General features: G+C 30.4%; 24 protein-coding genes and 1 pseudogene. 6 read left to right on the top strand and 19 right to left on the bottom strand.

What is annotated here, in order from left to right; genetic code table 11:
- Nucleotides 1-7 precede the first annotated feature (7 nt).
- From AC3VJB_RS04510 to AC3VJB_RS04470, 9 genes are all read right to left on the bottom strand, one after another.
- Nucleotides 8-373, bottom strand: coding sequence for a hypothetical protein (locus AC3VJB_RS04510; protein WP_497666810.1), 366 nt, complete (start codon nt 371-373; stop codon nt 8-10).
- 64 nt (nt 374-437) lie between these two features.
- A complete protein-coding gene (locus tag AC3VJB_RS04505) occupies nt 438-1,379 on the bottom strand; it encodes an alpha/beta hydrolase (protein WP_497666809.1) in 942 nt (313 codons plus the stop codon).
- A 684-nt stretch (nt 1,380-2,063) separates the two neighbouring features.
- Nucleotides 2,064-3,164, bottom strand: coding sequence for a slipin family protein (locus tag AC3VJB_RS04500; protein WP_167713815.1), 1,101 nt, complete (start codon nt 3,162-3,164; stop codon nt 2,064-2,066).
- Nucleotides 3,165-4,015: 851 nt separating this feature from the next.
- Nucleotides 4,016-4,531: a tetratricopeptide repeat protein gene (locus AC3VJB_RS04495; protein ID WP_394421044.1), complete on the bottom strand. Its 516-nt coding sequence runs from the start codon at nt 4,529-4,531 to the stop codon at nt 4,016-4,018.
- Between the two features lie 4 nt (nt 4,532-4,535).
- A complete protein-coding gene (gene prfH / locus AC3VJB_RS04490; protein ID WP_497666808.1) occupies nt 4,536-5,225 on the bottom strand; it encodes a peptide chain release factor H in 690 nt (229 codons plus the stop codon).
- A 99-nt stretch (nt 5,226-5,324) separates the two neighbouring features.
- Nucleotides 5,325-6,716, bottom strand: a complete 1,392-nt coding sequence (locus tag AC3VJB_RS04485) for an RtcB family protein (protein WP_497666807.1) — start codon at nt 6,714-6,716, stop codon at nt 5,325-5,327.
- Nucleotides 6,717-7,424: 708 nt separating this feature from the next.
- Nucleotides 7,425-7,721, bottom strand: a complete 297-nt coding sequence (locus AC3VJB_RS04480; RefSeq protein WP_208857159.1) for a S26 family signal peptidase — start codon at nt 7,719-7,721, stop codon at nt 7,425-7,427.
- Between the two features lie 145 nt (nt 7,722-7,866).
- A complete protein-coding gene (locus tag AC3VJB_RS04475) occupies nt 7,867-8,514 on the bottom strand; it encodes a hypothetical protein (RefSeq protein ID WP_073184004.1) in 648 nt (215 codons plus the stop codon).
- A 28-nt stretch (nt 8,515-8,542) separates the two neighbouring features.
- Entirely contained in the window at nt 8,543-8,998 is a 456-nt protein-coding gene (locus tag AC3VJB_RS04470; RefSeq protein ID WP_125064364.1) for a phosphatase domain-containing protein, read from the bottom strand.
- Between the two features lie 150 nt (nt 8,999-9,148).
- On the opposite strand from AC3VJB_RS04470, the gene AC3VJB_RS04465 reads away from it, so the two are divergent.
- The 4 genes from AC3VJB_RS04465 (at nt 9,149) to AC3VJB_RS04450 (ending at nt 13,458) form a co-directional block, all read left to right on the top strand.
- Complete coding sequence (locus tag AC3VJB_RS04465; protein WP_437824678.1) at nt 9,149-10,168, top strand: helix-turn-helix transcriptional regulator; 1,020 nt, start codon at nt 9,149-9,151, stop codon at nt 10,166-10,168.
- 381 nt (nt 10,169-10,549) lie between these two features.
- On the top strand, nt 10,550-11,572 hold the full coding sequence (locus AC3VJB_RS04460) for a helix-turn-helix domain-containing protein (protein ID WP_349264792.1): 1,023 nt from the start codon (nt 10,550-10,552) through the stop codon (nt 11,570-11,572).
- A gap of 126 nt (nt 11,573-11,698) precedes the next feature.
- Nucleotides 11,699-12,484, top strand: coding sequence for an SDR family NAD(P)-dependent oxidoreductase (locus AC3VJB_RS04455; protein ID WP_047788792.1), 786 nt, complete (start codon nt 11,699-11,701; stop codon nt 12,482-12,484).
- Between the two features lie 2 nt (nt 12,485-12,486).
- Nucleotides 12,487-13,458 carry an NAD-dependent epimerase/dehydratase family protein gene (locus AC3VJB_RS04450; RefSeq protein WP_437824675.1) on the top strand — a complete coding sequence of 324 codons (972 nt, stop codon included), beginning with the start codon at nt 12,487-12,489 and terminating at the stop codon, nt 13,456-13,458.
- A 60-nt stretch (nt 13,459-13,518) separates the two neighbouring features.
- Here AC3VJB_RS04450 and AC3VJB_RS04445 read toward each other — a convergent pair whose 3' ends face one another.
- The 8 genes and pseudogenes from AC3VJB_RS04445 to AC3VJB_RS04410 form a co-directional block, all read right to left on the bottom strand.
- Nucleotides 13,519-13,701 carry a hypothetical protein gene (locus AC3VJB_RS04445; protein ID WP_437824673.1) on the bottom strand — a complete coding sequence of 61 codons (183 nt, stop codon included), beginning with the start codon at nt 13,699-13,701 and terminating at the stop codon, nt 13,519-13,521.
- A 170-nt stretch (nt 13,702-13,871) separates the two neighbouring features.
- A pseudogene (locus tag AC3VJB_RS04440) lies at nt 13,872-13,952 on the bottom strand (hypothetical protein); the annotation flags it as partial.
- A 44-nt stretch (nt 13,953-13,996) separates the two neighbouring features.
- Nucleotides 13,997-14,887 carry a pirin family protein gene (locus AC3VJB_RS04435; protein ID WP_437824671.1) on the bottom strand — a complete coding sequence of 297 codons (891 nt, stop codon included), beginning with the start codon at nt 14,885-14,887 and terminating at the stop codon, nt 13,997-13,999.
- 70 nt (nt 14,888-14,957) lie between these two features.
- Nucleotides 14,958-15,830 (bottom strand): pirin family protein, encoded by an 873-nt coding sequence (locus AC3VJB_RS04430; protein WP_159614959.1) that lies wholly within the window; start codon nt 15,828-15,830, stop codon nt 14,958-14,960.
- 19 nt (nt 15,831-15,849) lie between these two features.
- Nucleotides 15,850-16,194: a hypothetical protein gene (locus AC3VJB_RS04425; protein ID WP_437824669.1), complete on the bottom strand. Its 345-nt coding sequence runs from the start codon at nt 16,192-16,194 to the stop codon at nt 15,850-15,852.
- Between the two features lie 213 nt (nt 16,195-16,407).
- Nucleotides 16,408-17,007: a Crp/Fnr family transcriptional regulator gene (locus AC3VJB_RS04420; protein ID WP_497666806.1), complete on the bottom strand. Its 600-nt coding sequence runs from the start codon at nt 17,005-17,007 to the stop codon at nt 16,408-16,410.
- Between the two features lie 47 nt (nt 17,008-17,054).
- A complete protein-coding gene (locus tag AC3VJB_RS04415) occupies nt 17,055-17,609 on the bottom strand; it encodes a DUF4251 domain-containing protein (RefSeq protein ID WP_159614961.1) in 555 nt (184 codons plus the stop codon).
- A gap of 80 nt (nt 17,610-17,689) precedes the next feature.
- A complete protein-coding gene (locus AC3VJB_RS04410; RefSeq protein ID WP_073184021.1) occupies nt 17,690-18,241 on the bottom strand; it encodes a 1-acyl-sn-glycerol-3-phosphate acyltransferase in 552 nt (183 codons plus the stop codon).
- A 105-nt stretch (nt 18,242-18,346) separates the two neighbouring features.
- Between AC3VJB_RS04410 and AC3VJB_RS04405 the strand changes: the two genes are divergently transcribed.
- The gene (locus AC3VJB_RS04405) at nt 18,347-19,726 is read left to right on the top strand and encodes a DNA recombination protein RmuC (protein WP_047788801.1); all 1,380 of its coding nucleotides are present in this window, start codon (nt 18,347-18,349) and stop codon (nt 19,724-19,726) included.
- Between the two features lie 58 nt (nt 19,727-19,784).
- Here the strand turns inward: AC3VJB_RS04405 and AC3VJB_RS04400 are convergent, their stop codons facing one another.
- Nucleotides 19,785-20,558 (bottom strand): LamG domain-containing protein, encoded by a 774-nt coding sequence (locus tag AC3VJB_RS04400; protein ID WP_497666805.1) that lies wholly within the window; start codon nt 20,556-20,558, stop codon nt 19,785-19,787.
- A 175-nt stretch (nt 20,559-20,733) separates the two neighbouring features.
- Nucleotides 20,734-22,008: a serine hydroxymethyltransferase gene (gene glyA, locus AC3VJB_RS04395; RefSeq protein ID WP_047788803.1), complete on the bottom strand. Its 1,275-nt coding sequence runs from the start codon at nt 22,006-22,008 to the stop codon at nt 20,734-20,736.
- A gap of 171 nt (nt 22,009-22,179) precedes the next feature.
- On the opposite strand from glyA, the gene fahA reads away from it, so the two are divergent.
- Entirely contained in the window at nt 22,180-23,457 is a 1,278-nt protein-coding gene (gene fahA / locus AC3VJB_RS04390; RefSeq protein WP_047788804.1) for a fumarylacetoacetase, read from the top strand.
- The last annotated feature ends 46 nt before the right edge of the window (nt 23,458-23,503 follow it).

Genomic DNA, 23,503 nt, shown 5'->3' with positions numbered 1-23,503 from the left:
CTATTTTTCATAGACTTTTGGGAATAAGTTCTAAAGTAGACGCTTCATGTTTTTTTGTGTCAAAAGTCAATCGCATTACTGGATAAATCAATCCTAATAATTTTAGATATGCTTTATTTACTTTAGGGTTTATTTCTTCTAAATCCGTAGGAATAACACCATCAATATCTACAACTGTGTTACCAGTTTTCATAGTACCTTCAGGATGCTTTAAAAAAGCATGATGCCAGCTTCGTTTTCCGAACTTATACTGACGTACAAAAAAACGTCCTTCAATTGCGACGATAGTGATATCAATAAAACGATGATTACCACATTTAATTTGATGTACTTTCTGTCCTTTCACTAGTATTTCTAGTTCTTGTATTTTCATATTGAAAAGCTTAAGACGTTATTAATCGATTAGGAGTTTAATACTTGTAAAAATTCTATCTAAATTATTTATTAAAAAATTCTGCTACAGCATCTGTTGATGCTTTTACAGCTTCAGGCTTATAATAAAAATCTACATGAGTAAACTCATCAAATGCTAATGTTGTGTTATCATTAGTAAGTTTTGCTATAAATTGGGTAGAGCAGGGGGCAGTAGATGCATTGGTACTATATATTACTAAACTTGGTTGTACAATTTTATCTGCATAAGCCTCTCCAATAGAAATTAAAGACTGCATGGCTTGGTCTGCAATATGTATGTTTGAAGCATTTTTAACAGTTCCAGGGCCTTTTTCACCGTTTTTTCCATAGTAATTATACGTTTCTTCTGCCATTACTGGGTAAGCGGCAGTAGTAACAAACTCTTCTTTAGTCATTTCATCATCTAATCCAAATGGAGCATAATAATCAGGTTCTCTAGTTTCGTACTGTTTTTGCATAGAATCATTAGCAGCTGCAATCATAGGATCTGTAACTTCTCTACCTAACCATTGAAAACCATCTGCTGCCATCATACCAGAAACCATTGCTATTTTCTTAATTCTATGGTCTGTAACTGCTGCTGATGCAATGATAGAACCACCCTGACAAACACCTAGTCCTTCAATCTCTTCTATAAAAGGAAGTGTACCGAGATAAGATACTGCATCCCAAGTATTTTCTATTAATCTAAACATGTATCTAGATTTTTTATATTCTCCTGGTAATGCTGGAGAATCTCCCATTCCTAAATAATCAAATCCCAAAAAAACAAACCCTCTTTTTGCCATTTCTGGTCCATAGGTTGCCATAATCTGTCCTTTAACTTGTGGAAACGGACTAGCACTTACTATGGCTTTGTACTTCTTGTTTGAATCAAATCCTTTAGGTAGGTAAAGATCTCCTGCTAATTCTACTCCAAATGACGTGAATGTCACACTATTTTTTCCTGCTTTTAAATTGTTCATCGTTTTTATTTTTTAGTCGATATTGTGTTATCTGTTATACTTTTTTGCTCTAGATTCTGCTTATAGCAACTGTACAGCTATAGAATTAATTACAATGCAAATTTATAGCCGTATTATCCTACAATACTTATACATTTTGGTATCAGACTTACACATTTTGGTTAAAACAATTTATTGCAAGAAGAAATTTCTCAAGGTATTAATGGTTAAATAATCTAATTTCTATTTTACATAATATTAATTATAATACATTTTGAATTATGTAAATAGAATGACGAAGTGTTTTTTATTTAATTGTAGGTATGTTTTATAGTATCTACAAATTTGTTACAGTCATTTTACGACACTGTAATTTTATTCATATCCACATGTAGATAACCTGTAACAATCTTTTTTATAAGTGTTTAATATTCGTTGAAGTTTCTGAAACATATAAACATTCTGTTTGTCTGAAATATGTAAAATTAAGAAAATATTTGTTACGACTATAAACTTGTTGAAATCCACAGCTTATTTTGTCTAAACTTTTTGAATTATATTTTTAAATATTATGTTAAATATAATTCTTATATCTTCGTCTAAAAACTATTTAAAAGTAAAAGAATTTAGAAGTTAGGTTTTAGATATAAACAAATTATATGTTTTTTATACCTAACTTCTAAAATTCTAATTTTGTCAATGTAATTATTTATTAGCTACAAATATTTCCCTTAACTGTTTAATTACATTTCCGTTTCCAGTAACTGTAATTTCTCCAATCTTATCAGCAATTTTTTCTACATACTCCATTTCTTTTAACTTAAACAACATTTCGTTGTCTTCCATTAATTTAGCAGTATTTAATAAGCTTCTCGTTGAGGCTGTTTCTTCTCTTCTGGTAATAATATTAGCTTGGGCTTTCTTTTGTGCTACCAATACCTGATTCATGATTTCTTTCATTTCTCCTGGTAAAATAACATCTCTAATTCCGCAACCTTGAATTACTACACCTAATTTTTCAGCATTCGCTTTTGTTTCTTCAAAAACTGCTTTTGACACATCTTCTTTGTTAGCTAATAATTCATCTAATGTGTAGTGCCCTACATATTTTCTCAATGCTAACTGCATGTTTACATATAATTGTTTTTCATAGTCTTTGTTAGCCAATAACGCTTTTTCAATATCAGTTACTTTGTACTGCGTATAAAAGTTAATTCTAACATTTGCTTTGTCTTTAGTTAACAATTCCTGACCTGCAATTTCTAATTGTAATTGTCTGTTGTCTACTTTCGCTATTTTAATAGTTGTTTCATTTTTCCAAAACCTATACGTCCCTCCTACCAATGTTTTTTGGTAGGTATCATTCACTAACAACACCGCTTTTTCGTAGGCAGCAACTTCAAAAGTTCTAACATATTTGTTTACCTCATAATTATTGAATAAAGAGGCATCAACTTTTTCAGTAATCTCAATCTTGCTTATATCTATTCTTTGAAAGGTTCTAGTAATAAACCCTTTCCAGAAAACATGTCTTCCAGCATTTAAAACTCTTTTAAAGTTATTATTTTCGTACATGAAAACTAACTCATTGTCTTGTACTTCAACAATCTCTAACATTGCTGCTAAAGTTGCGTCTTGTAACAACACTTCTAAAGCTACTGATATATAAAAATCTTTTGTTAAATCGTATACTGCCATTGTTTGATTAAACCCTAACCAATGTGTACCCGCTTTAATTACCTTTATGTAATCTCCTTTTTTAAATACTAATCCTACTTTTCCTTGATTAATTGTTATTCTTTTCATAATCTTTTTGTTTTTAATTGTTTATACGTTGTTTTTCTCACCATAGAGAAATTTGTTTGTTTTTGTAAAAAGTACTGAATGTTAATGCTTATAAGCCCACGGAAATAATAAGATTACATAGCTTTTGTATTGTTGTTTACTACATGGGTTATACTAATTGATACTATAACTGACATACTAAATTTCAATACATTGTTTATGTAATGGTTATTATTTCAAAGTACGTTTATAAGTGTTTATTTAAAAACTCATTAAACATTCAACACTTTAGGTTCATCAGTTTTACAAGATGATGAGCTTTCCTAAATAATCTACGTTAACAGCGTAGTGCTCTACCAACTGAGCTACAAAACTCCCTTTAGAAGTTTTGACAGGACTCGAACCTGTGCAAAAAAACAGACGTGACAGGTCTGAATTCACTAGAGCTTAAATCTAGCGCGTCTACCATTCCGCCATACCCTTTCGGATAGTGGGATTCGAACCCACACGAATTTTCTCTATTGCTTTAACCGGACTTAGCTACATAACTTTCATTATGGCAGGATTCGAACCTGCGTACATAGAGTGCGATTATTTTTTGGTGAATAATCAAAACCTTCAAGACTAGTTGCATATACAATTCTAATACAAATACTGTAAGAGTGTATACAATGGTGCTATACAGAAACACGCAACAAGACTTGCTTGATATTTTTATTTATAATATGTAAATGAACTTTTATAACTACCTCATTATACCCTTTGTTATAATGAGGCTTTTCATAGCAATTTTTATCTCACAGCAAACATCTTTTTCATAATTACGCTGCAAATATTACACTGTATTGCGCAATGTTTTTGCGTACTAAAAATTATTTTTGATTTTTCTTAATTTTTTTCTTCTTTTTCTTAGGAAGTTTATCCTCTACACGTTCTATATGTTCTCTTACAGTTCGCATATAGTCACTATTATACGTGTGTTTCTTAGCAAGTTTTAAAGTTTGTAATGATTTTTTATACGCTTCTTTCTGTTCATATAATTGGGCTTTACCAGTATATAAAATAGCTTTATCGGAACCTTTTACGGTTAATGCGAAATCAATGAATCGTTCAGCTTCCTCATAGTCTTCATTCCATAATAACACATTGATGTAATGTGGATATACGTTAAAAGCATACATATTTTCTGCTAAAGCCTCTGTATAATACAGTTTTGCTTTTTCAAAATCACCTAGGTGCTCTGCATAAATGCGTCCCATTAAGCACAACGCTACTACATTTTTTTCTTCATACGCCAAAGCGTATGTTAATGCCTCCATTGTTTCTTCTAATTCATAAGGAAAAGCATCTAATGCTTTAAATATGTAATTGTTTGCTAATGTTTTCATCTTATTATAATTGTTTACGCAACTCACTTTTTAATTGATTACGCGTTGTTTTAAATCTTTTTTTGTTCTTTTTAACTTTAAAATCAGTTCCAACAAATACTTTTACTGGATTTCCTCTTTCTAAGTCTAAATGGTTTTCCCATTCTTTTTTTATGGTGTTTTGTAATTGATTTATATTATGATTTCCTATCAAGGTTTTTAAACGTTGTACAGCTATTTTTTTATTCTGATGCTGTGAACGACTTTCTGAAACCAATACTTGAATTCCTGTTGTGCTATGTTTTGCTCGTACAGCAGAACTTACTTTATTTACATGTTGTCCACCAGGTCCAGAACTTCTAATTGCCTGAAACTCGATGTCTTTTTCTTGTATGGTTAACTCATTATTATATTCCAATTCAAAACAACCTATAAACCAGTTTTTCCGTTTATGGTATTTTCTAAAGGTTGATTTACCTATCCATTGAATAGTACCCAACCAATCTTTTAAAAATAAAGACAGGTTATTTCCTTTGAGTTGAATACTTACTGATTGTATGGTTCCATTCTCTATTCCATTTTCTTTATGAAGAATGTCATACGTTATCTTATGTTCTACTACAGATTTTATAAATGCTTTTAGCACTTTTGCTACTACCCAGCAGCATTCCGAAGGTCCACGCCCCGCTGTAAATTGTATTATTTTTATGTCCATTTTAATTTTCTATTCCTGTCATTACGAGTGAAACAAAGCAATCTGTTAATCGGTAAACAGATTGCTTCAGTTGTTATCTCTTTCAGAATAACGATTCTCTTATTTATCCATTCGTACAATTTTCGGTGTAAAAGTCCCTAATACTTCAACTAACTCTTGTTGATTAGCCATTACTTTTTTGATATTTTTATACGCCATAGGTGCTTCATCTACTCCACCTCCAATAAGCGTAACTTCATTCATTTTTAACTGATGTTTAATATCACTTTTGGTAAATTTCTCTTTACACTTCCTTCTTGAATGTTTTCTTCCTGCTCCGTGTGATGCTGATTGTAAACTATTTTGGTTTCCTAAACCTCGAACAATGTATCCTGGTGCAGTCATAGAACCTGGAATTATACCCAATGCTCCTTTATTAGCGGGTGTTGCTCCTTTTCTATGTACAATACGCTCAATTCCGTTTACTTGTTCTTTCCACGCAAAATTGTGATGGTTTTCAATGATTGCTAAAGATTTTACACCTAGTAATTTCGCTATTCGTTTGTGAATATTATCATGACATGCTTTGGCATAATCACCTGCTAAATTCATTGCTAGCCAATATTCTTGTCCGTCATGCGTATCTAAATCTAACCATGCTAAATGTTGTACGTTTTTAGGTAACGGACATTGTTTACTCGCTAAATAGGTATAGTGTTTTGCAATGTTTGCTCCCAACCCACGTGATCCGCTATGCGTTAACAATCCCACATACTCTCCTACAGGCACATTAAATTCATTGTGTTCATCTGTTATAGTTACCATTCCGAACTCCACAAAGTGATTTCCACCTCCAGAAGTTCCTAATTGATTATATGCTTTTACTTTTAACCGTTTTAGTAAGGGGATGTCTTGGAACTCATTCCGTTCAAAAATTTCATGGTCTTGTTTTTTATCATGTGTTTCATACATTCCAAACTTGGTATGTTCTTTCAAGATATTTTCTAATTGATGTTGCTTCCCTTTTAAATAAGAAGCTTTCATCGGAAAAATACTCAATGCCATTCTACAGCCAATATCTACTCCTACCCCATACGGAATTACTGCATTTTCAGTAGCAAGCACGCCACCTATGGGTAATCCGTACCCTGAATGTGCATCAGGCATTAAAGCTCCTTGTACCGCAATTGGTAATTTTAAAGCATCGTACAACTGAAACTTAGCTTGCTCATCAATTTCATTTTCTCCATAAATAGAAAACGGAGCTCTTGTATTTCGTAATTCATGCATTTTAATTTCAACAGGCTTGGTTAAACCTTCAGCAACTTTACCCCAAATAGCATTTCCTTGATATTTTTCTGGATAAAGCAATACATTTTTTGCTTCTTCTAAAATGCGTTCTTTCTTTTCTTTTTTTCTATATCGGTTAATTTGCCCTAAGGCAATATTTATACTATTGTTTTTTGGAAAGCCTAATTTGATTAGATCTTTTCCTTTTAGTTTATTTCCCATGTTGAGACATTATAAGGTTGGGCACCAATTTTCTAATTAGTGCTTTGTATCAATATTTTTCTCTTAGCTTCGGAAATTGAAAACTATACGGAAATGTGTAGCATAAAAAATCCGAAACGTTATTGAGGCTTCGGATTTTTTATATACAGGTTATTATTATTTCTATGTATGAAGAAAATCGCGAAGCATGTGTACAAAAGAACCTGGTTCTTTTACTGTACTTATGTTTAATTGATATTTGAACATGCTTACTTCGTTTTTAAAAATTATTATTTTGTTGTTGAGTATGTTTATACTTGAACTGCGCTCCGTATAAAAATTACTGGTGCAAAGATGTGAGCCTTTTTTGAATTACACAAGTTTAAAACGGTTTTATTTTACTTAAAATCAAACACTTACACTAAAATAAAGATATAAGTATCTTATCCGAATTTCTTCAGACTAGTAACCTGTTGGTTGTAAGCTATGTAGCATTTTACATGTAACTTTCAAAGACTTGAAGTTTTTTATAAAAAAAAGCGTCCAAATTATATAATTTGGACGCTTTTAGTGATTTTATACTACAATAACCTTATTGATAACTCCATAAAAATCGCTTTTGAGCGTCCGATATGTGTATAAATTGCATTGGCATAGGTTAAATTTCGTTTAATTAATTTATAAAATATGGAGAACCTTCATTCTCTTTTTTTTTCTTTCTTAAAATGCCTATGGCATTGGTAATATCTCTACTACTATTCCATATACATTCTTAGTCCATCCGTTTATTCTTCCATGATTGTTTCCTATTTGTAACCCTCTTTTATTGTTTTTTCCTTTTACAAGGTGCGTAAAACAGTTTCCACGAACTTTGCAATACACAATATCACCAACCTTACAATCTTCCCAGTTTATTGGTTTTAGTTTTACTGGTTGTTTAGATTTTAAAATAGGCAACATAGAATTACCTGGCTCTTTTGAAATAATGGTTTCTCCATTATTTAATTTTTGAATTTTCCAATTCATTAGTATCATATTTTATAAATTATGTAAAACACTATTGCCTTACATATCTCATAAAATTACCAAGCCATTTCAATGAACTGCTGCAAATATGATATTTTTAGTTGGTTTTACCTATTAGATTGATTTTAAATTAAGTATTACTAGTTTAATCTACTCCTAAAGCTTGTTTAAATAAATCGATACTCTTTCTTATTAAACTTTTGTTTTCATCTAGTTTTACTTCTTTTATAACATTATTTTGTTTTAATACCTTATCATCATTTTTTACTTCTATTTCGCAATTTAAAAATCCATACCAATCTTCATTTTCTTTGAATGAATTAAATTTTGAAATGACTTTTTCTGAAAATAATTTTGCTCTATCTATTACCTGCTCATTTGTTAATGAATAATAATAGAAACCATCCCCTAAAATATTGTCATTTAACATATAAAATTCAAATAATATATCGTATTGATATTCAGTTTGTGAATTTAAACCTGATAATGAATTAATTGCACTTAAAACAACCTCATTTTCATTAGACCTTGATAGTGTCAAACATAAAGAATACACTTCTAAACTTAATAGTTCTTTCTCAGAGCTGTTATCTTTTATAAGGTTTAATAACCTTCTTCTATAATCATTAGATTTATAATTAATATTTATAAAGTCAAATAGTAAATCTTTACTATTGAATTCGTTATTTTCTACCAGTTTGTATAAAAAGCTTTCAAAAACTTCTATGTCAATTTTATCTACCAAAAGCTGATATGCCTTTTGTTTTAACTTTTGAGTTATTTTTCTTTCCATTATTTTTTAATTAATTGTTCTTGATTTTTTAAAAATCACCATAAAACACTTGTAAACAAGGAAGTTTTAATTCCTTTCTCCATAAATCAACCACTTGATTTCTATCATCTAAAACAAACTCAATAAAATACTTATGCTCTATTTTTCTTTTAAATACCTCTTCTTTAATAATCGCATCTTTCCTATTATCTTTTGATTTACGCATCCATAGTGTGTCATAAGCTATTTCATGTTTTTTTAACCAAGACTCTGTTTCTGGTTGATATTTAGCTTCTCTACCTGATAAAAGAAGTATTTTATATCCTAATTGTTGGTAATTCTTTACTAAATTAACGATAGGCACATTAGGTAAATCTTGTTCACACCTACTTCCATCAAAAGGACTTCTGTTATGTATCAAAGATAAAGTTCCGTCTAAATCACAAATAATAGCTTTTGGTAAAGCTTCATCTTGATTTCTATATTCATTTTTTAGTTTTTTCATTTTTCTGCGGTTTAAATATTTTTATGTTCATAGCAATTTTCCCACTTAAACGACTTCTTTTTCTTAATCACACTGCAAATATTTTATTGTATTACGCAATCTTTTTGCGTACCAAAAAAGAATTTATCATTTTTACTAAAAAATTATAAAATGGCTTCTAATAAAAATGCCCTAATTCGATACAAAACAATTGATCAATGCCTTCGAAACACAATGCGTACTTGGACTTTGAATGATTTAATTGATGCTTGTTCTGATGCCTTATACGAATACGAAGGAAAAGATATTTATGTGAGTAAGAGAACGGTTCAGTTAGATATTCAATTGATGCGTAGTGATAAATTAGGGTATAATGCTCCGATTGAAGTCTATCAACGAAAATATTACCGTTATGCAGAAGAAGGATATTCTATTATGAATATTCCTGTGACTGAAAACGATGTAAAGGTGATGAATGATGCCATTCAAGTATTACGTCAGTTTAAAGACTTTTCTTTATTCAAAGAAATGGATGGAGTGCTACAACGTTTAGAAGATTCGGTATATTCTTCTCAAAAAAATAATAGAGCTATCATTCATCTAGATAAAAATGAGCAACTTAAAGGCTTGTTATTTATAGATCCTTTATACAATGCCATACAGCAAAAAAAAGTATTAAAAGTAAATTATCAGTCGTTTAAAGCAGAAAAAGCCAGTACAATAACCTTGCACCCACAATTATTAAAGGAGTTTAATAATAGATGGTTTTTATTAGCACTCGTAAAGGGTAAAGAAACAACCTTAGCTTTAGATCGTATAAATTCTGTAGCGGAAGTTGAAAACACAACCTATATAGACAAAGCAATTAATGGTGATGTTTATTATAAAGATGTTGTAGGTGTCACAGTTTCAAATACGAAACCACAGCGTATTGCTTTTTGGGTAGATAAAGCAAATACTCCTTATGTACTCACGAAACCTTTTCATAAATCTCAACGATTGATAAAATATACAGATGACGGTGCTATCTTTAATATTTTAGTTATTCCTAATTATGAATTGGAACGTTTAATTTTGGGCTTTGGTGATAGTATAGAAGTGTTAAAACCTGAAAAACTTAGAAAAAGAATGATTCAGAAACTAGAAAACTCTCTAAACAGATACGCTATTAAAAAGCAGACACAACTGTAGCTTTATTCTTTAGTACAAAAAAGCGAACTTTTAATCCGAATATATTATTTAGTTTTTTAATTATCAGAAGGATAGCCATTTGGCAAATGGCAGTACCAATCGGTAATAGGGTCTGTATTAAATTTAGATTTGGTAAATACATATATTGCCGCAGAGAAAAACTTAACAATTTTATTCCCTTTTCCTGAGGAATTATTACCAACTAAAAAAGTCTAAGTAATACTACGGTTAATTAATAAAAAAACTTAAGTGTTAGACCCTATTAAATTAAAGATAAGAACTTATATTTGTGAAAAACAAAATTAATTGCTTATCTATTTTATTCAAATACTTGTTTTTTCTTCATTAATACTACTTTCTTTTATCATGCTTTCAAACCCATTGAGAGTAAATAAAAAAGCTAATATTTGGTTTGGGATAACTTTATTTTTATGGTCTAGTTTTTGGTTAGAAGAAATTGTTTTGCTAACAAAGGCAGAACCTTTTGGTCATTTTTTTAACTTAGTAATTTCATTTATACAATTTTTCACCCCTATACTACTATATATCAGTGTTTTGTTTTTTTCTAATCCTAATTATAGTTTTACGTTTAAAGACAGCACTGTATTTATTATACCAATAGTTTATTTAATTGCAATTATTTATGATTACATCTCGATTATTAATTATCAGTTTTTATTAGTAACATTAATACTTGTTAATGCGATTATATTTACTACAAAATCGTTTTTAAGACTTCGTATTCATCAGCGAAAAATAACTTTGTTTTCATCTAATACTGATGAAATTAATTTGAAATGGTTAGAAAATATTATTCTTGTAATTATGGTTCTAGTTTTAATTATAAGTGTTTTTAACCTTGTTTATATTGGACTACCCTTAAACCTATACCTAAACATTATTACGTTAGGTGTTGTCTTGTTTATGACTTACAACTCCTTAAAACAAAAAGAAATTTTTCCGACTAACCAAAAACACCGTGAAGATATTATTGCTATAGAGAATGATGATGATGATGAAATTGATACTAATAAACGAAAAATTATTAAAGACAAAGAGCTTGTTATATTAAAAGCTAAATTAAATGCTTTGATGAAAACTAAACATTTGTATTTAGATAACAACATTAATTTGGCTTCTTTAGCGGAAGAAATGCAAATAACATCGCACCAATTATCATATGTTATTAATAATGGATTTAATCAAAATTTCTATCAGTTTATCAATAGTTATCGTATAGAAAAAGCTAAAAAATTATTAATGGATAAATCTTCTGAAAAACTATCTATATTAGGTATTGCATTTGAGTCTGGTTTTAGTTCTAAAACTGCTTTTAATACTACATTTAAAAAGCTTACAAATCAAACACCTTCGGAATTTAAAAAACAAAGTTCTAGTTTATAAAACAGAACAATACGAGTGTTTAAATCATTGATTGCAAGTGGTTTGAATTCCTGTCCTCATTTATAAACAAGGGCATTTTAAATCATCTCTTGTTCTAATTTTGTTTACATATTTTAAAAAAGACAAATGAAAGAATATACAGATAATACGTTTGCAGTTATTACAGGAGCAAGTCAAGGGTTAGGAAAAGCTTTTGCATTAGAATTGGCCAAAAGAAAACACAATCTCATTTTAATTAGTCTTCCTAAACAAAATTTAAATAAACTGGCTAACCTAATTGAAACATACTACAATGTTAAAGTAGCCTATTATGAAACTGATTTTTCTTCAGATGCTAACCTTAAATCATTAACTAGTTATTTAAAGGAAAAATACGCTATTAATATTCTAATTAATAATGCTGGTACTGGTGGAACAAAAAAAATAGAAGACGTTTCTCTTAATTATATTAATAATATAATTCAAGTCAATATAAAAGCAATAACAATACTTACACATCAATTACTTCCTAATTTAAAAGAGCAAAAAAAATCATATATTTTAAATGTATCAAGCATTGCTGCTTTTTCCCCTCTAGGTTATAAAACAGTTTATCCTGCTTCAAAAGCTTTTGTTCACTCATTTTCATTAGGTCTTTCAGAAGAGCTAAAAAACACTAATGTTTCTGTTAGTGTTATAAACCCTGGAGCTATGAAAACAAATCCAGAAATTACTGCAAGAATAAAAAAACAAGGCTTTTTAGGTAAATTAACCTTGTTAGATCCAAAAAAGGTTGCTAAGTATTCAATAAAAAAAATGTTTAAACGAAAAGCTTTTATAGTTATAAACCCAATGAGTTGGTTTATTTCTATTCTTTTACCTAATTGGATAAAAATACCTATGATGACAAGTATAATAAAAAGAGAAGCTTAAAAATGAAACGAATTTTTATTACTGGAGTTAATGGTTTATTAGGTACTAATTTATGTCATGAACTTTTACAACAAGGTTATTTTGTTATTGGTCTTACCAGAAAAAAACAAAACTATAAAGGAAAAGAACATAAACACTTAAAATTAATTGAAGGTGATTTATTTATAGACTTTACTTCTTTATTAAATAAAGTTGACGTAGTAATACATGTTGCTGCAACAACTAGTCAAAATTTATTGAGGTATTCTGATTATAAGAAAATAAACTGTAATACTACTATACAACTATACAATGCTGCTATAATATGTAATGTTAAACGTTTTATTTTTGTTAGTACTGCCAATACTTTAGGGTATGGTTCTTTGCAAAAACCGGGGGCTGAAAATAATAAAATGAGTAAACTTTTTAAACAATCATATTATGCGAAAAGTAAACTTGAAGCTGAGAGGTACTTGTTAAAAAATAACCATAAGATAAAAACAGCTATCGTAAATCCTACTTTTATGTTAGGAGCTTACGATACTAAACCTAGTTCGGGGAAAATAATATACATGGGATGGAAAAAGAAAGTAATATTTTATCCTCCAGGAGGAAAAAACTTTGTACATGTAAAAGATGTTGCTAATGGCATTATAAAAGTACTAACTACAAATTCTTTTGGAGAGAAGTATTTACTAGCAAACGAGAACCTTAGTTATAAAGATTTTTTTAATAAACTTAACAAAGTAACTAATCAATTACCTTTGATGGTTCAAATCCCTAAGTTTATACTTATTATGATAGGTTATTTTGGAGATGTTCTCCGAAGTATGGGTATAAAAACTTCTTTAAGTTTAACGAATATGCGTACTTTATGTATAAACAACTTTTTTTCTAATACTAAGTCAGTAAGAGATTTAAAGATTGAATATCTACCCATTAATAAGGCTATAGATGATGCTATTCTCTATTTTTCCAAAATCAAAAACAATTAAGAAAAAAGGCTTTAGTTTATAAACTAAAGCCTTTTTCTTATATCCTATATTAAACAATTTTTAACAAATATAGTCCATAGTGGTAGGTCTGTAACAACATACCTTTACTCCATCTTGATAAATAAAAGAACCATCTCCTCCACATTCTTTAGGAAAAGGAAAAGGTCCTCCTCCTTTAATATTTTTTAATGTTGTTTTTGTTAATTCTTGAGATCCTTTTACGTTTAAAATTACTTTTTTCATTATAAAGTATTTTGGGGGTTATAAATATTATTTTGTTTTCCGAAAATAACCTTTAAAAAAGAGTTTACTATAAAAAAAAACATATTTTTAGTAAGGAAAAACCATATTTTTTTTGAATTACTTTTCCATAAGAACTTCTAACTTATATAAATACGGGAGCTAATAGTCCTTTAAATGTAGTATCTTCTGAGAGCTTTAATTTCTACTGCCATAATGGTAATTAGAATAGCTAAAACACCATCGTTAAATGCTTCTTAATCTGCCTGTTTTCATATGTTTTTTGTTTATTACACTATTAACTCCTCCCAAAACGTCTTTGTTCTGGTAAGAGGATTCGTTCAGTTTCGTTTTGTACAGAAGGAAACTTATTATTTTTCCAGTTTTCTTTAGCTTGCTCTATCAATTCTTTATTAGAAGCCACAAAATTCCACTCTATAAAGCGTTCTTCTGGAAATGGCTCTCCTCCAAAAATATAAACAGTAGAATTTGCTGTAATTTCAAAAGAACACAAGGTACTGTCTTTTGCTACTAATAATTTTTTGGACTCATAAGTATGTCCATCACTAATAATACTTCCTTCTAAGATATATAAGGCACTTTCACCAAACAAATGTTCTCCTATAGTAATTGTTTTCTTCTCACTCGATTTAATTTCTATAAAAAACAGTGGACTATATACTGGAACAGGAGATTGCTTTCCAAACGCTTTTCCTGCGATGAGCTTAAACTGAACTCCTCCATCTTCCCAATTAGGAATTTCATTTTCGGAAACATGTGTAAAAGAAGGTTCACATTGCTCTTCACTTAAAGGTAAAGCTACCCATATTTGTAACCCATGAAGCTTCTTAGTTGAATTCCTTAATCTTTTAGGAGTTCTTTCTGTATGTACTACTCCTTTTCCTGCTGTCATCCAATTTACAGCTCCTGGAGTTATTTCTATTTCAGTTCCGATACTATCACGGTGTACTATAGCTCCTTCAAACAAAAAAGTAAGAGTTGATATACCTATGTGAGGATGCATATCAACATCTAAATTATCATTTTCGGTAAGTTTTACTGGTCCCATATGGTCGATAAAAATAAAAGGACCTACCATTCGTTTTTGCCGAAATGGCAACAAGCGACCTACTAGAAAATTACCAATATTTGCTGCTCGCTCTTCAATTATTAGTTTCGTGTTAGACATTTTTATACCTATTAAGGATTTAATCAAAAAAAGCAACTCTAAACCGAAGAGTTGCCTTTTAAAGTTATTGTTAATCTTCTAAATAACCAAACTTTCCAGTATTGAAGTCTTGAAATGCTTCTATTAACTCTTGTTTAGTATTCATTACAAACGGACCGTGTGCCGCAATAGGTTCGTTTAAAGGCTCTCCGCTTAATACTAAAATTATAGCATCTTCTAAAGCCTCTAAAGTAAAAGTATCTCCGTCATTTTTGAATAATGCAAAGTAATCCTCTAAAATATTGTTTGATTCATTCACTTTAACACTACCTTCAACTGATAAAATAGCAGTAGTATAGTTTTTAGGAAAGGTTAACTGTGTTTTTATTCCTTTCTTCAACTTTACATTAAACATATTTACAGGCGAAAATGTAAATGCAGGTCCTTTATTTCCTTTATACTCTCCTGCAATTACCTCTATTTCTCCTCCTCCATCTGCTAAAGGTATTTTAGCCATTTCTGCATTAGCAATTGCTTGATATTTTGGCGAACTCATTTTATCCTTAGCCGGTAAATTTACCCATAATTGTACCATTTGAAACTCTCCTCCTGTTTTACTCCATTCGGTTTCATGAAACTCTTTGTGTAAAACTCCTGAAGCCGCTGTCATCCATTGTACGTCTCCTTCACCTATAATTCCACCTCCACCTGCACTATCACCATGCTCAACACGTCCTTTATAGGCAATCGTTACGGTTTCAAAACCTCTGTGCGGATGTACTCCCACTCCTTTTGGTTTATCTGTTGGAGGAAAATTATATTTTGAATTATAATCTAACATAATAAATGGATCCATACGTTGCATCGTTGAGCTTCCTGGAATAAAATTATGAACTCTAAATCCATCTCCAACAAAATGTGGAGTTCCAGGTTTTACTATCTTTTCTATACTTCTTGTTTTCATTTTAACTTCCTTTCTTTAATTAATTTAAACTAGCGGCTAATTCCATTTCAAATGAATTATCAAAATAATTACGTTGTATTTCTGGTTTATTTTTAGACCAATACCCTTGTTTAACTCTTTCTGAAAGCGCTGTTTCATCTTTGTATTCAACAATAATTGCTTCAGGAAATAATACTGTAATAATCTTTTGCAGTTTGGTTTTTTCTACCTCTTTAGTGTCTTTAGAAATAGCTAAAACCTTATATATTTGTTGATGTAATTTTTCAATGGCTGTTTCGACATCAGGAACAGTTGAAACTTGCCAATTCAAAATTTTGGGTTTTGTTGTATTTTTTGTTACAACTAATGTTTTTAAATGTCTCATGATAAATCCTTTTTTACCCATTAAATGGGATTAATTATTCGATGCTTAACATCGAAATTAATTGAGTTTACTTTTTTGAAATATTAAGTGAGTTAATCTCCACTTTTTATTTCACTGTAAAATTACGGCAACAAAAAAAGGTATGCATTGATCTATGGTAAGAACGAATTACGATTATCTAACAACCGTAAATCAACAATCATAACTCGTATCTTAATTATTTGGTTTGAAGTTTTCTTCAGCAAGTGATTTACGAACACGACTCAAGCTTTCTGGAGTTATTCCTAAGTAAGAAGCAGTCATCCATTGCGGAACTCGTAACATAATATCTGGATACATCTTTACAAAATCTAAATAACGTCTTTTTGCTGAAGCTCCAAGTAGTTGACTAATACGTTTGTATAATTGACGAATATGTTTTTGTAACAAATGCTCATTTTTTCTTCTAAAATCAGTATTTATTTCTGATACTTTATTAATAAAGCCTTCATCTAACATTACAACGTGTGTATCTTCAACAGCATCAATATAATAAGTAGACGGTTCTTGAAAGTATACACTACCTCTATCGCTCACAATCCAATTCTCAGTAGCAAACTGTAAAATATTTTCTTTTCCCTCTTCATTTAGGGCATATAAACGTAACAAACCTTTTTCTACAAAAAAGAAATGTGAACACACATCTCCTTCTTTTAATAAAAAATCACTTTTAGAAACGTTTTTTAAAGAAATAAACGATTGTATTTGAAGGTAATCATCTTCTGATAATCCTCCTTTTTCAATAAGATACTTTTTAAAGTTAGGTAGCTCCATACATTGTTGTAATAAGCTACTAAAAATACAGTATTTTATACAATATTCTACTTTTCTTCTGAAGTTTTAAGTACTTTACCTCTATATCTAATTGAGTTTTTCTGTGTACTATTTACATAGATAGTACTCGATAAGCTAGGATATACTCTAACTATAACATTATAGTTTTCAGTTGATGTATTTTTATCCTTTATTTTAAAACTAATTTTGTAACTATTCTCTTTATCTTCTGATACAACTAAATCTTCAGGAGTTCCTTCAAATTCAATTCCAATATCTGTACTTCCATAAGAACCTCCCATTTGTCGCTCTCCAAAATATGGTAAATAGGCTGCAACAGTATCTTTTTTCATTTTGAAAAAATTACTATTTCCTACTAAATTAATGTTTCCTGCGTTACTTCCTATAGGTAACAAACCTGCATTAGCTATTTGTGCCATTGCATATGTAACCATTGGTTCAGCCCATTCTGCTTCTATTTCAAAAGTTTTACTTTCTATAAGAGCGTTTATGTTATCTATTTCTGCTTGAGTTATATTTTTGGAAGAGGCACAACTAAGCAGTATAAAAATCATACTAATTAAAAAAACAAACCTTTTCATATCTTACTGTTTTTAAACCTTCTACAAGATACTTAAATATTATAAATTTTTCAAGCTAATAAGAGTATTTAACGTTTGTTTTACTCTTTATTAGGTACAGAGAACAGATCCGGTTTTGCTCCTTTAATATCTCTATAAAAATCATAAAAATGATTCATATCAGCGTTCATATCATCTGTTAAGTAATAAGGAGGCGCTATAATAATTTGCTTATTTTCAAAATCGAAAGCAAACATTACCACAGGAATATTAGCACCTTTAGCAATATAATAAAACCCCGTTTTCCATGAGGTTACTTTAGCACGAGTTCCTTCAGGAGATAACGCTAGACGAAATTCATCATGCTGATTAAATACAGACACAATTGCATCTACTTTATTAGTGCTTTTGCTCCTATCAACAGGAGCCCCTCCTAATGCTCTAAAAATAAAACCAAAAGGGGGTTTAAATAACGAAGCCTTACCTATAAAGTTAATTTTTACGCCAATAGTGTTTCTAGCCAAAATAGCAATCGGAAAGTCTTTCCAACTGGTATGTGGAGCTCCAATAACAACGTATTTTTTTAAATTTCTTGGAAAATCTCCAACTACCTTCCAGCCTAAAACTTTGTGAAATATAAATTTAGATATCATTTACTAGGTATAAAGGTCAATGATACGGTTTTCCCTACAAAAATCAAATAATTTTAACCTATCTTGTCCTATATTTGTTCACTTAATAACCTTTTATTTATTCTAATGAATACCACTCTCTTACTTATTTTAACTGCTACTAGCACCTTACTAATTGGGTTTGTTATTGGAAACTTACTCTCTAAATTGAAGTTTAAACAACAAACTTCTGACTTAGAAAAAGAGATTGTAACCCTACAAAATCATCAAGCTAATTTTGATATTCAGAAAAAAGAAAAGGAAGAATCATTTTCTCAACAAAAGGAAGACTTTTTAAGTAGATTAGACGAAAAAACTAAAGAAAATAGTGAATTACGTCGTGAAAAAGAGTTTACAGCTCTTGAATTAGCTAGAAAAAATGAAGAATTAAAAAACGTTCAATTAAAACTTCAAGAAAATAAAGAAGAAATAGAAAAGCTACAAGATAAGTTTACCAAAGAGTTTGAAAACTTAGCGAACAAAATTCTAGATGAAAAATCGAATAAGTTTACTGAGCAGAACAAGAAAAATATTAAGGATATTTTAAATCCACTTCAAGAAAAAATCCAAACTTTTGAAAAGAAGGTTGAAGACACTCAAAAAGAAAGTATTTCGATGCATTCTGCTTTAAAAGAGCAATTATTAGGGTTAAAAGAGTTAAATGCTCAAATGAGCAAGGAAACATTAAACTTAACTAAAGCTTTAAAAGGTGATAGCAAAACCCAAGGAAATTGGGGAGAATTAGTATTAGAACGTGTTTTAGAAAAATCTGGCTTAGAAAAAGACAGAGAATACTTTGTGCAACAATCTTTTACCAATGATGAGGGTAAACGTATCATGCCCGATGTCGTAATTCACTTACCTGATAACAAAAAAATGGTGGTTGATTCTAAAGTATCTTTAACTGCCTATGAACAGTATGTAAATAGTGAAGACGATATTGTAAAAGAGCGTTTTGCAAAAGAACATGTTAACTCATTAAAGCGACATGTTGAGCAGCTTTCAGAAAAAAAGTATGAGGATATTTATAAAATAGAGTCTCCTGATTTTGTACTACTGTTTGTACCAATAGAACCAGCTTTTGCTGTAGCTTTAAATGAAGACAATACTTTATATAATAAAGCTTTTGAAAGAAATATTGTTATTGTTACTCCAACTACTTTATTAGCTACCTTACGTACTATTGATACCATGTGGAATAATGAAAAGCAACAACGTAATGCTTTAGAGATTGCACGACAAGCAGGTGCTTTATACGATAAATTTCATGGGCTGTTAGCTGATTTGGTTAATATTGGAAAGAAAATAGACGGTACTAAAGCCGATTATGCCGCAGCTATGAATAAGTTGGTAGAAGGTCGTGGAAACTTAATTACAAGTGTAGAAAAATTAAAGAAAATGGGAGCGAAAGCTAAAAAAGCACTTCCTGAAAAAATTCTCGAACGAGCTCAAGATAATGACGAATAAAAAAATAGGTACTCTGGTAAGAGTACCTATTTTTTTTACCTTTAATTTTCTACTGTTTTTATTGATTTTTCAAAACACTTATTTCTTGAGGTGTAAGAGCTTTCTTTAATAAGATTAATTCGTCTATTGAGCCTATAAAGTTGTTAAGACCAGAAATAACACATGGTGAGTGTCCTACTTTAAACTTAGCAGTATTATCTATGCTCACAATTCCATCAGGAAGACTCCATGGAGTACTTACTTTTTCTTTTCCATTTATATAAATAGTCGTTTTTCTAGTAGAATTATCTTTCACGATAACTACATGAGTCCATTTAGTTGGGCTCACATTTTCTAAATCAGTTGTTGCAGAACCATTTAAATCTGTCATAACATTGTCTGATCTCATTTCAACAGTTAATTCATTCGAACCTTTTTTATACGCTACTTGAATAAAGTCTCCTTTTCTACAGGCTTCTCTTTTAGATAAAATAGTAAAAGTAGCATCATGTAAGTTTGTAGGAACCTTGAACCAAAAACTCATAGAAAAGGATTCATTTTTAAAAGGAATAGCAGCAGGAAAACTAATTTCTGCTGAAGTTGTTGTGCTTTTATAAGCACTAGAGTTGTTTCCTTTTCTGTCTTGAGTAGCATCAAAGTCTTTTACAATCCCATCATACGAGTTTTTGTTATCATTTGCTGAATCATTGAAAGGGTAATAAGCTATTAGATTGTTGTCTTTTAATAAATTTTCAAAAGGAGTAACTTCTTTTACAGGTAAATTTTCTTCATCTTTTGAACAAGCCCCAATAAGTAAGCTTACACACACTAAAACTGTGTAAATTTTTTTCATTTTTTTATTGTTTAAAATTAACTATATCGAATATAGTTTTACGACCTATAAAAAAACGAAATGGCTTTATGAGCAGTATAAAAAACTTTATAAAGAGTAAAAACAAAACCTGGGTTAGGTATATAAAAAAAGGTTGTCTTTCAAGACAACCTTTTTTTATAAGGACATTGTTATATTACATAATAAACAAGCGTCTGTTATGCATTAAATCATATACCTTCTCTCCTACTGTTTCTAGTACTTCTTCGTTCTCAGCATTCATTAATGCTTCGTCTATTAAATCAACAATTACCTGCATATCTTCTTCTTTCAAACCACGTGTAGTAACTGCAGCAGTACCAACACGAATACCAGAAGTAACAAATGGTGATTCTGTATCAAAAGGAACCATATTTTTGTTTACAGTTATTTCTGCTTTTCCTAAAGCTTCTTCAGCAGCTTTACCTGTAATCTTTTTGTTACGTAAATCAATTAACATACAATGGTTGTCTGTACCTCCAGAAATAATTTCATATCCTTTCTCTACAAAAGCTTTGGCCATTGCTTGTGCGTTTTCTTTTACTTGAATTTGATATTCCAAGAACTCATCTGTTAAAGCTTCACCAAAAGCAACTGCTTTTGCTGCAATAACATGTTCTAATGGTCCACCTTGGTTTCCTGGGAATACCGCAGAGTTAATCAATGTAGACATTTTCTTTAATTTTCCTGATTTTAATTTTAATCCGAACGGATTTTCAAAATCTTTTCCAATCATAATCATTCCTCCACGAGGTCCACGTAATGTTTTATGAGTTGTTGTAGTAACTATATGACAGTGTGGTAGTGGATCAGATAAAATACCCTTTGCTATTAATCCTGCTGGATGTGAAATATCAGCCATTAAAATAGCTCCAACACTATCAGCAACTTCTCTAAACTTTTTAAAATCAATATCACGAGAATACGCTGAAGCTCCAGCAATGATTAACTTAGGTTTGTGCTCTTTTGCTTGTTGTTCTAAATGATCATAATCGATATATCCAGTTTCTTTTACCACTCCGTAGAACACAGGATTGTATAATTTTCCTGAAAAATTAACTGGTGAACCGTGTGTTAAATGACCTCCATGAGATAAGTCAAAACCTAAAATAGTATCTCCTGGTTGTAAACAAGCTGCAAAGACCGCAGTATTTGCCTGACTTCCAGAGTGTGGCTGTACATTTACATACTCAGCTCCAAATAATTCTTTAGCTCTATCAATCGCAATTTGCTCAACGATATCTACCACTTCACACCCTCCGTAATAACGTTTACCTGGGTATCCTTCAGCATATTTATTTGTTAAAACTGATCCTTGAGCTTCCATTACTTGGTCACTCACAAAATTTTCAGAAGCAATCAATTCTAAACCATTTAATTGTCGTTCTTTTTCCTCTTGAATTAAATCAAATATTTGATGATCTTTTTGCATGTTGTTTGTTTTGTTGCGTAAAGTAGCCAAATGTACTAAAATTTATGTATCCTTTTTTAAGGATTTTTAAAGAAGTTTACGCTAAAATACTTTCACATTTTTTTTACTCATCTTTTTGGGGTAAATTGAAAAAAATATGTAGGTTTGATGAAAATATAACAAAAACGATAAATGGAAATAACTGCTAATAACCCGAATAGAAAATCTTGGTTAACTGTAGCTGAAAACTCAGATTTTCCTATTCAAAATATACCTTTTGGGGTTTTTTTAACTAAAGATGATATCATAACAATTGGTACAAGAATTGGTGATTATGCGATTGATTTAGGTGCTTTACATCAATTAGGATATTTTGATGGAATTCCTTTAACAGATGATATCTTCTTACAAGACACCTTAAATGATTTTATTGCAGACGGACGTAAAACATGGCGTTTAGTTCGTAATAGGATTGCTGATATTTTTGATGTAAAAAACAGTAAGCTAAGAGATAATGCTGAGCACAAAGACAAAATAATCTTTAGAATGGATGAAGTAGAAATGCAACTTCCTGTCGCTGTAGGAGATTATACCGATTTTTATGCTAGTAAAGAACATGCAACGAATGTAGGGAGCTTATTTAGAGATCCTGAAAATGCCTTACTTCCAAACTGGTTACAAATTCCTATTGGCTATCACGGAAGAAGTTCTTCTATCGTGCCATCTGGTACTCCAATTCGTCGTCCTATAGGGCAACAGCGTCCTAATGAAGGAGAAACTACACCTAATTTTGGACCTTCTAAATTATTAGATTTTGAATTAGAAATGGCTTTTATTACTACAGTTGCTAACGACTTAGGAGACAGAATACCTATTGAAGAAGCAGAAGATTATATCTTCGGACTGGTATTGTTTAACGACTGGTCTGCTCGTGACATTCAAGCTTGGGAATATGTTCCATTAGGACCTTTCTTAGGAAAGAATTTTGCTTCAACAATTTCTCCTTGGATTGTAACCTTAGATGCACTAGAGCCTTTTAGAGTAGATAATCCTAAACAAGTATATGAACCTTTACCTTATTTAAAGAAAGAAGGAAAAGATAGTTACGATATTAATTTACAAATGGCTATTCAACCAGAAGGTAAAGAAGAAACTGTAGTGTGTAATTCTAACTTTAAATACATGTATTGGACTATGGTACAACAATTAACACATCATACAGTAAATGGGTGTCCTGTAAATGCAGGTGATATGATGGGTAGTGGTACTATTTCTGGTCCTACTCAAGATAGCTTTGGTTCAATGTTAGAATTAACTTGGAGAGGTAAGAACCCTGTTAAATTAAACGACGGTAGCGAACGTAAATTTATAAATGATAACGATACTGTTATTATGCGTGGTTATTGTAAAAATGAAAAAATTCGCATTGGTTTTGGTGAATGCTCAGGTAAAATTTTACCAGCTAAGTAAATACTTATCATTACTAATAATATAAGCATAAAAAAATCCAGTTCAA

Source organism: Tenacibaculum sp. TB-53, from assembly GCF_059716285.2.
This window is presented reverse-complemented; position numbering and strand designations above follow the sequence as displayed.

What these genes read in the sequence shown, in the direction of transcription:
- AC3VJB_RS04510 (WP_497666810.1), bottom strand. Translation starts at nt 373, where the DNA reads ATGAAAATACAAGAACTAGAAATACTAGTGAAAGGACAGAAAGTACAT.
- AC3VJB_RS04505 (WP_497666809.1), bottom strand. Translation starts at nt 1,379, where the DNA reads ATGAACAATTTAAAAGCAGGAAAAAATAGTGTGACATTCACGTCATTT.
- AC3VJB_RS04500 (WP_167713815.1), bottom strand. Translation starts at nt 3,164, where the DNA reads ATGAAAAGAATAACAATTAATCAAGGAAAAGTAGGATTAGTATTTAAA.
- AC3VJB_RS04495 (WP_394421044.1), bottom strand. Translation starts at nt 4,531, where the DNA reads ATGAAAACATTAGCAAACAATTACATATTTAAAGCATTAGATGCTTTT.
- prfH (WP_497666808.1), bottom strand. Translation starts at nt 5,225, where the DNA reads ATGGACATAAAAATAATACAATTTACAGCGGGGCGTGGACCTTCGGAA.
- AC3VJB_RS04485 (WP_497666807.1), bottom strand. Translation starts at nt 6,716, where the DNA reads ATGGGAAATAAACTAAAAGGAAAAGATCTAATCAAATTAGGCTTTCCA.
- AC3VJB_RS04480 (WP_208857159.1), bottom strand. Translation starts at nt 7,721, where the DNA reads ATGAATTGGAAAATTCAAAAATTAAATAATGGAGAAACCATTATTTCA.
- AC3VJB_RS04475 (WP_073184004.1), bottom strand. Translation starts at nt 8,514, where the DNA reads ATGGAAAGAAAAATAACTCAAAAGTTAAAACAAAAGGCATATCAGCTT.
- AC3VJB_RS04470 (WP_125064364.1), bottom strand. Translation starts at nt 8,998, where the DNA reads ATGAAAAAACTAAAAAATGAATATAGAAATCAAGATGAAGCTTTACCA.
- AC3VJB_RS04465 (WP_437824678.1), top strand. Translation starts at nt 9,149, where the DNA reads ATGGCTTCTAATAAAAATGCCCTAATTCGATACAAAACAATTGATCAA.
- AC3VJB_RS04455 (WP_047788792.1), top strand. Translation starts at nt 11,699, where the DNA reads ATGAAAGAATATACAGATAATACGTTTGCAGTTATTACAGGAGCAAGT.
- AC3VJB_RS04450 (WP_437824675.1), top strand. Translation starts at nt 12,487, where the DNA reads ATGAAACGAATTTTTATTACTGGAGTTAATGGTTTATTAGGTACTAAT.
- AC3VJB_RS04445 (WP_437824673.1), bottom strand. Translation starts at nt 13,701, where the DNA reads ATGAAAAAAGTAATTTTAAACGTAAAAGGATCTCAAGAATTAACAAAA.
- AC3VJB_RS04435 (WP_437824671.1), bottom strand. Translation starts at nt 14,887, where the DNA reads ATGTCTAACACGAAACTAATAATTGAAGAGCGAGCAGCAAATATTGGT.
- AC3VJB_RS04430 (WP_159614959.1), bottom strand. Translation starts at nt 15,830, where the DNA reads ATGAAAACAAGAAGTATAGAAAAGATAGTAAAACCTGGAACTCCACAT.
- AC3VJB_RS04425 (WP_437824669.1), bottom strand. Translation starts at nt 16,194, where the DNA reads ATGAGACATTTAAAAACATTAGTTGTAACAAAAAATACAACAAAACCC.
- AC3VJB_RS04420 (WP_497666806.1), bottom strand. Translation starts at nt 17,007, where the DNA reads ATGGAGCTACCTAACTTTAAAAAGTATCTTATTGAAAAAGGAGGATTA.
- AC3VJB_RS04415 (WP_159614961.1), bottom strand. Translation starts at nt 17,609, where the DNA reads ATGAAAAGGTTTGTTTTTTTAATTAGTATGATTTTTATACTGCTTAGT.
- AC3VJB_RS04410 (WP_073184021.1), bottom strand. Translation starts at nt 18,241, where the DNA reads ATGATATCTAAATTTATATTTCACAAAGTTTTAGGCTGGAAGGTAGTT.
- AC3VJB_RS04405 (WP_047788801.1), top strand. Translation starts at nt 18,347, where the DNA reads ATGAATACCACTCTCTTACTTATTTTAACTGCTACTAGCACCTTACTA.
- AC3VJB_RS04400 (WP_497666805.1), bottom strand. Translation starts at nt 20,558, where the DNA reads ATGAAAAAAATTTACACAGTTTTAGTGTGTGTAAGCTTACTTATTGGG.
- glyA (WP_047788803.1), bottom strand. Translation starts at nt 22,008, where the DNA reads ATGCAAAAAGATCATCAAATATTTGATTTAATTCAAGAGGAAAAAGAA.
- fahA (WP_047788804.1), top strand. Translation starts at nt 22,180, where the DNA reads ATGGAAATAACTGCTAATAACCCGAATAGAAAATCTTGGTTAACTGTA.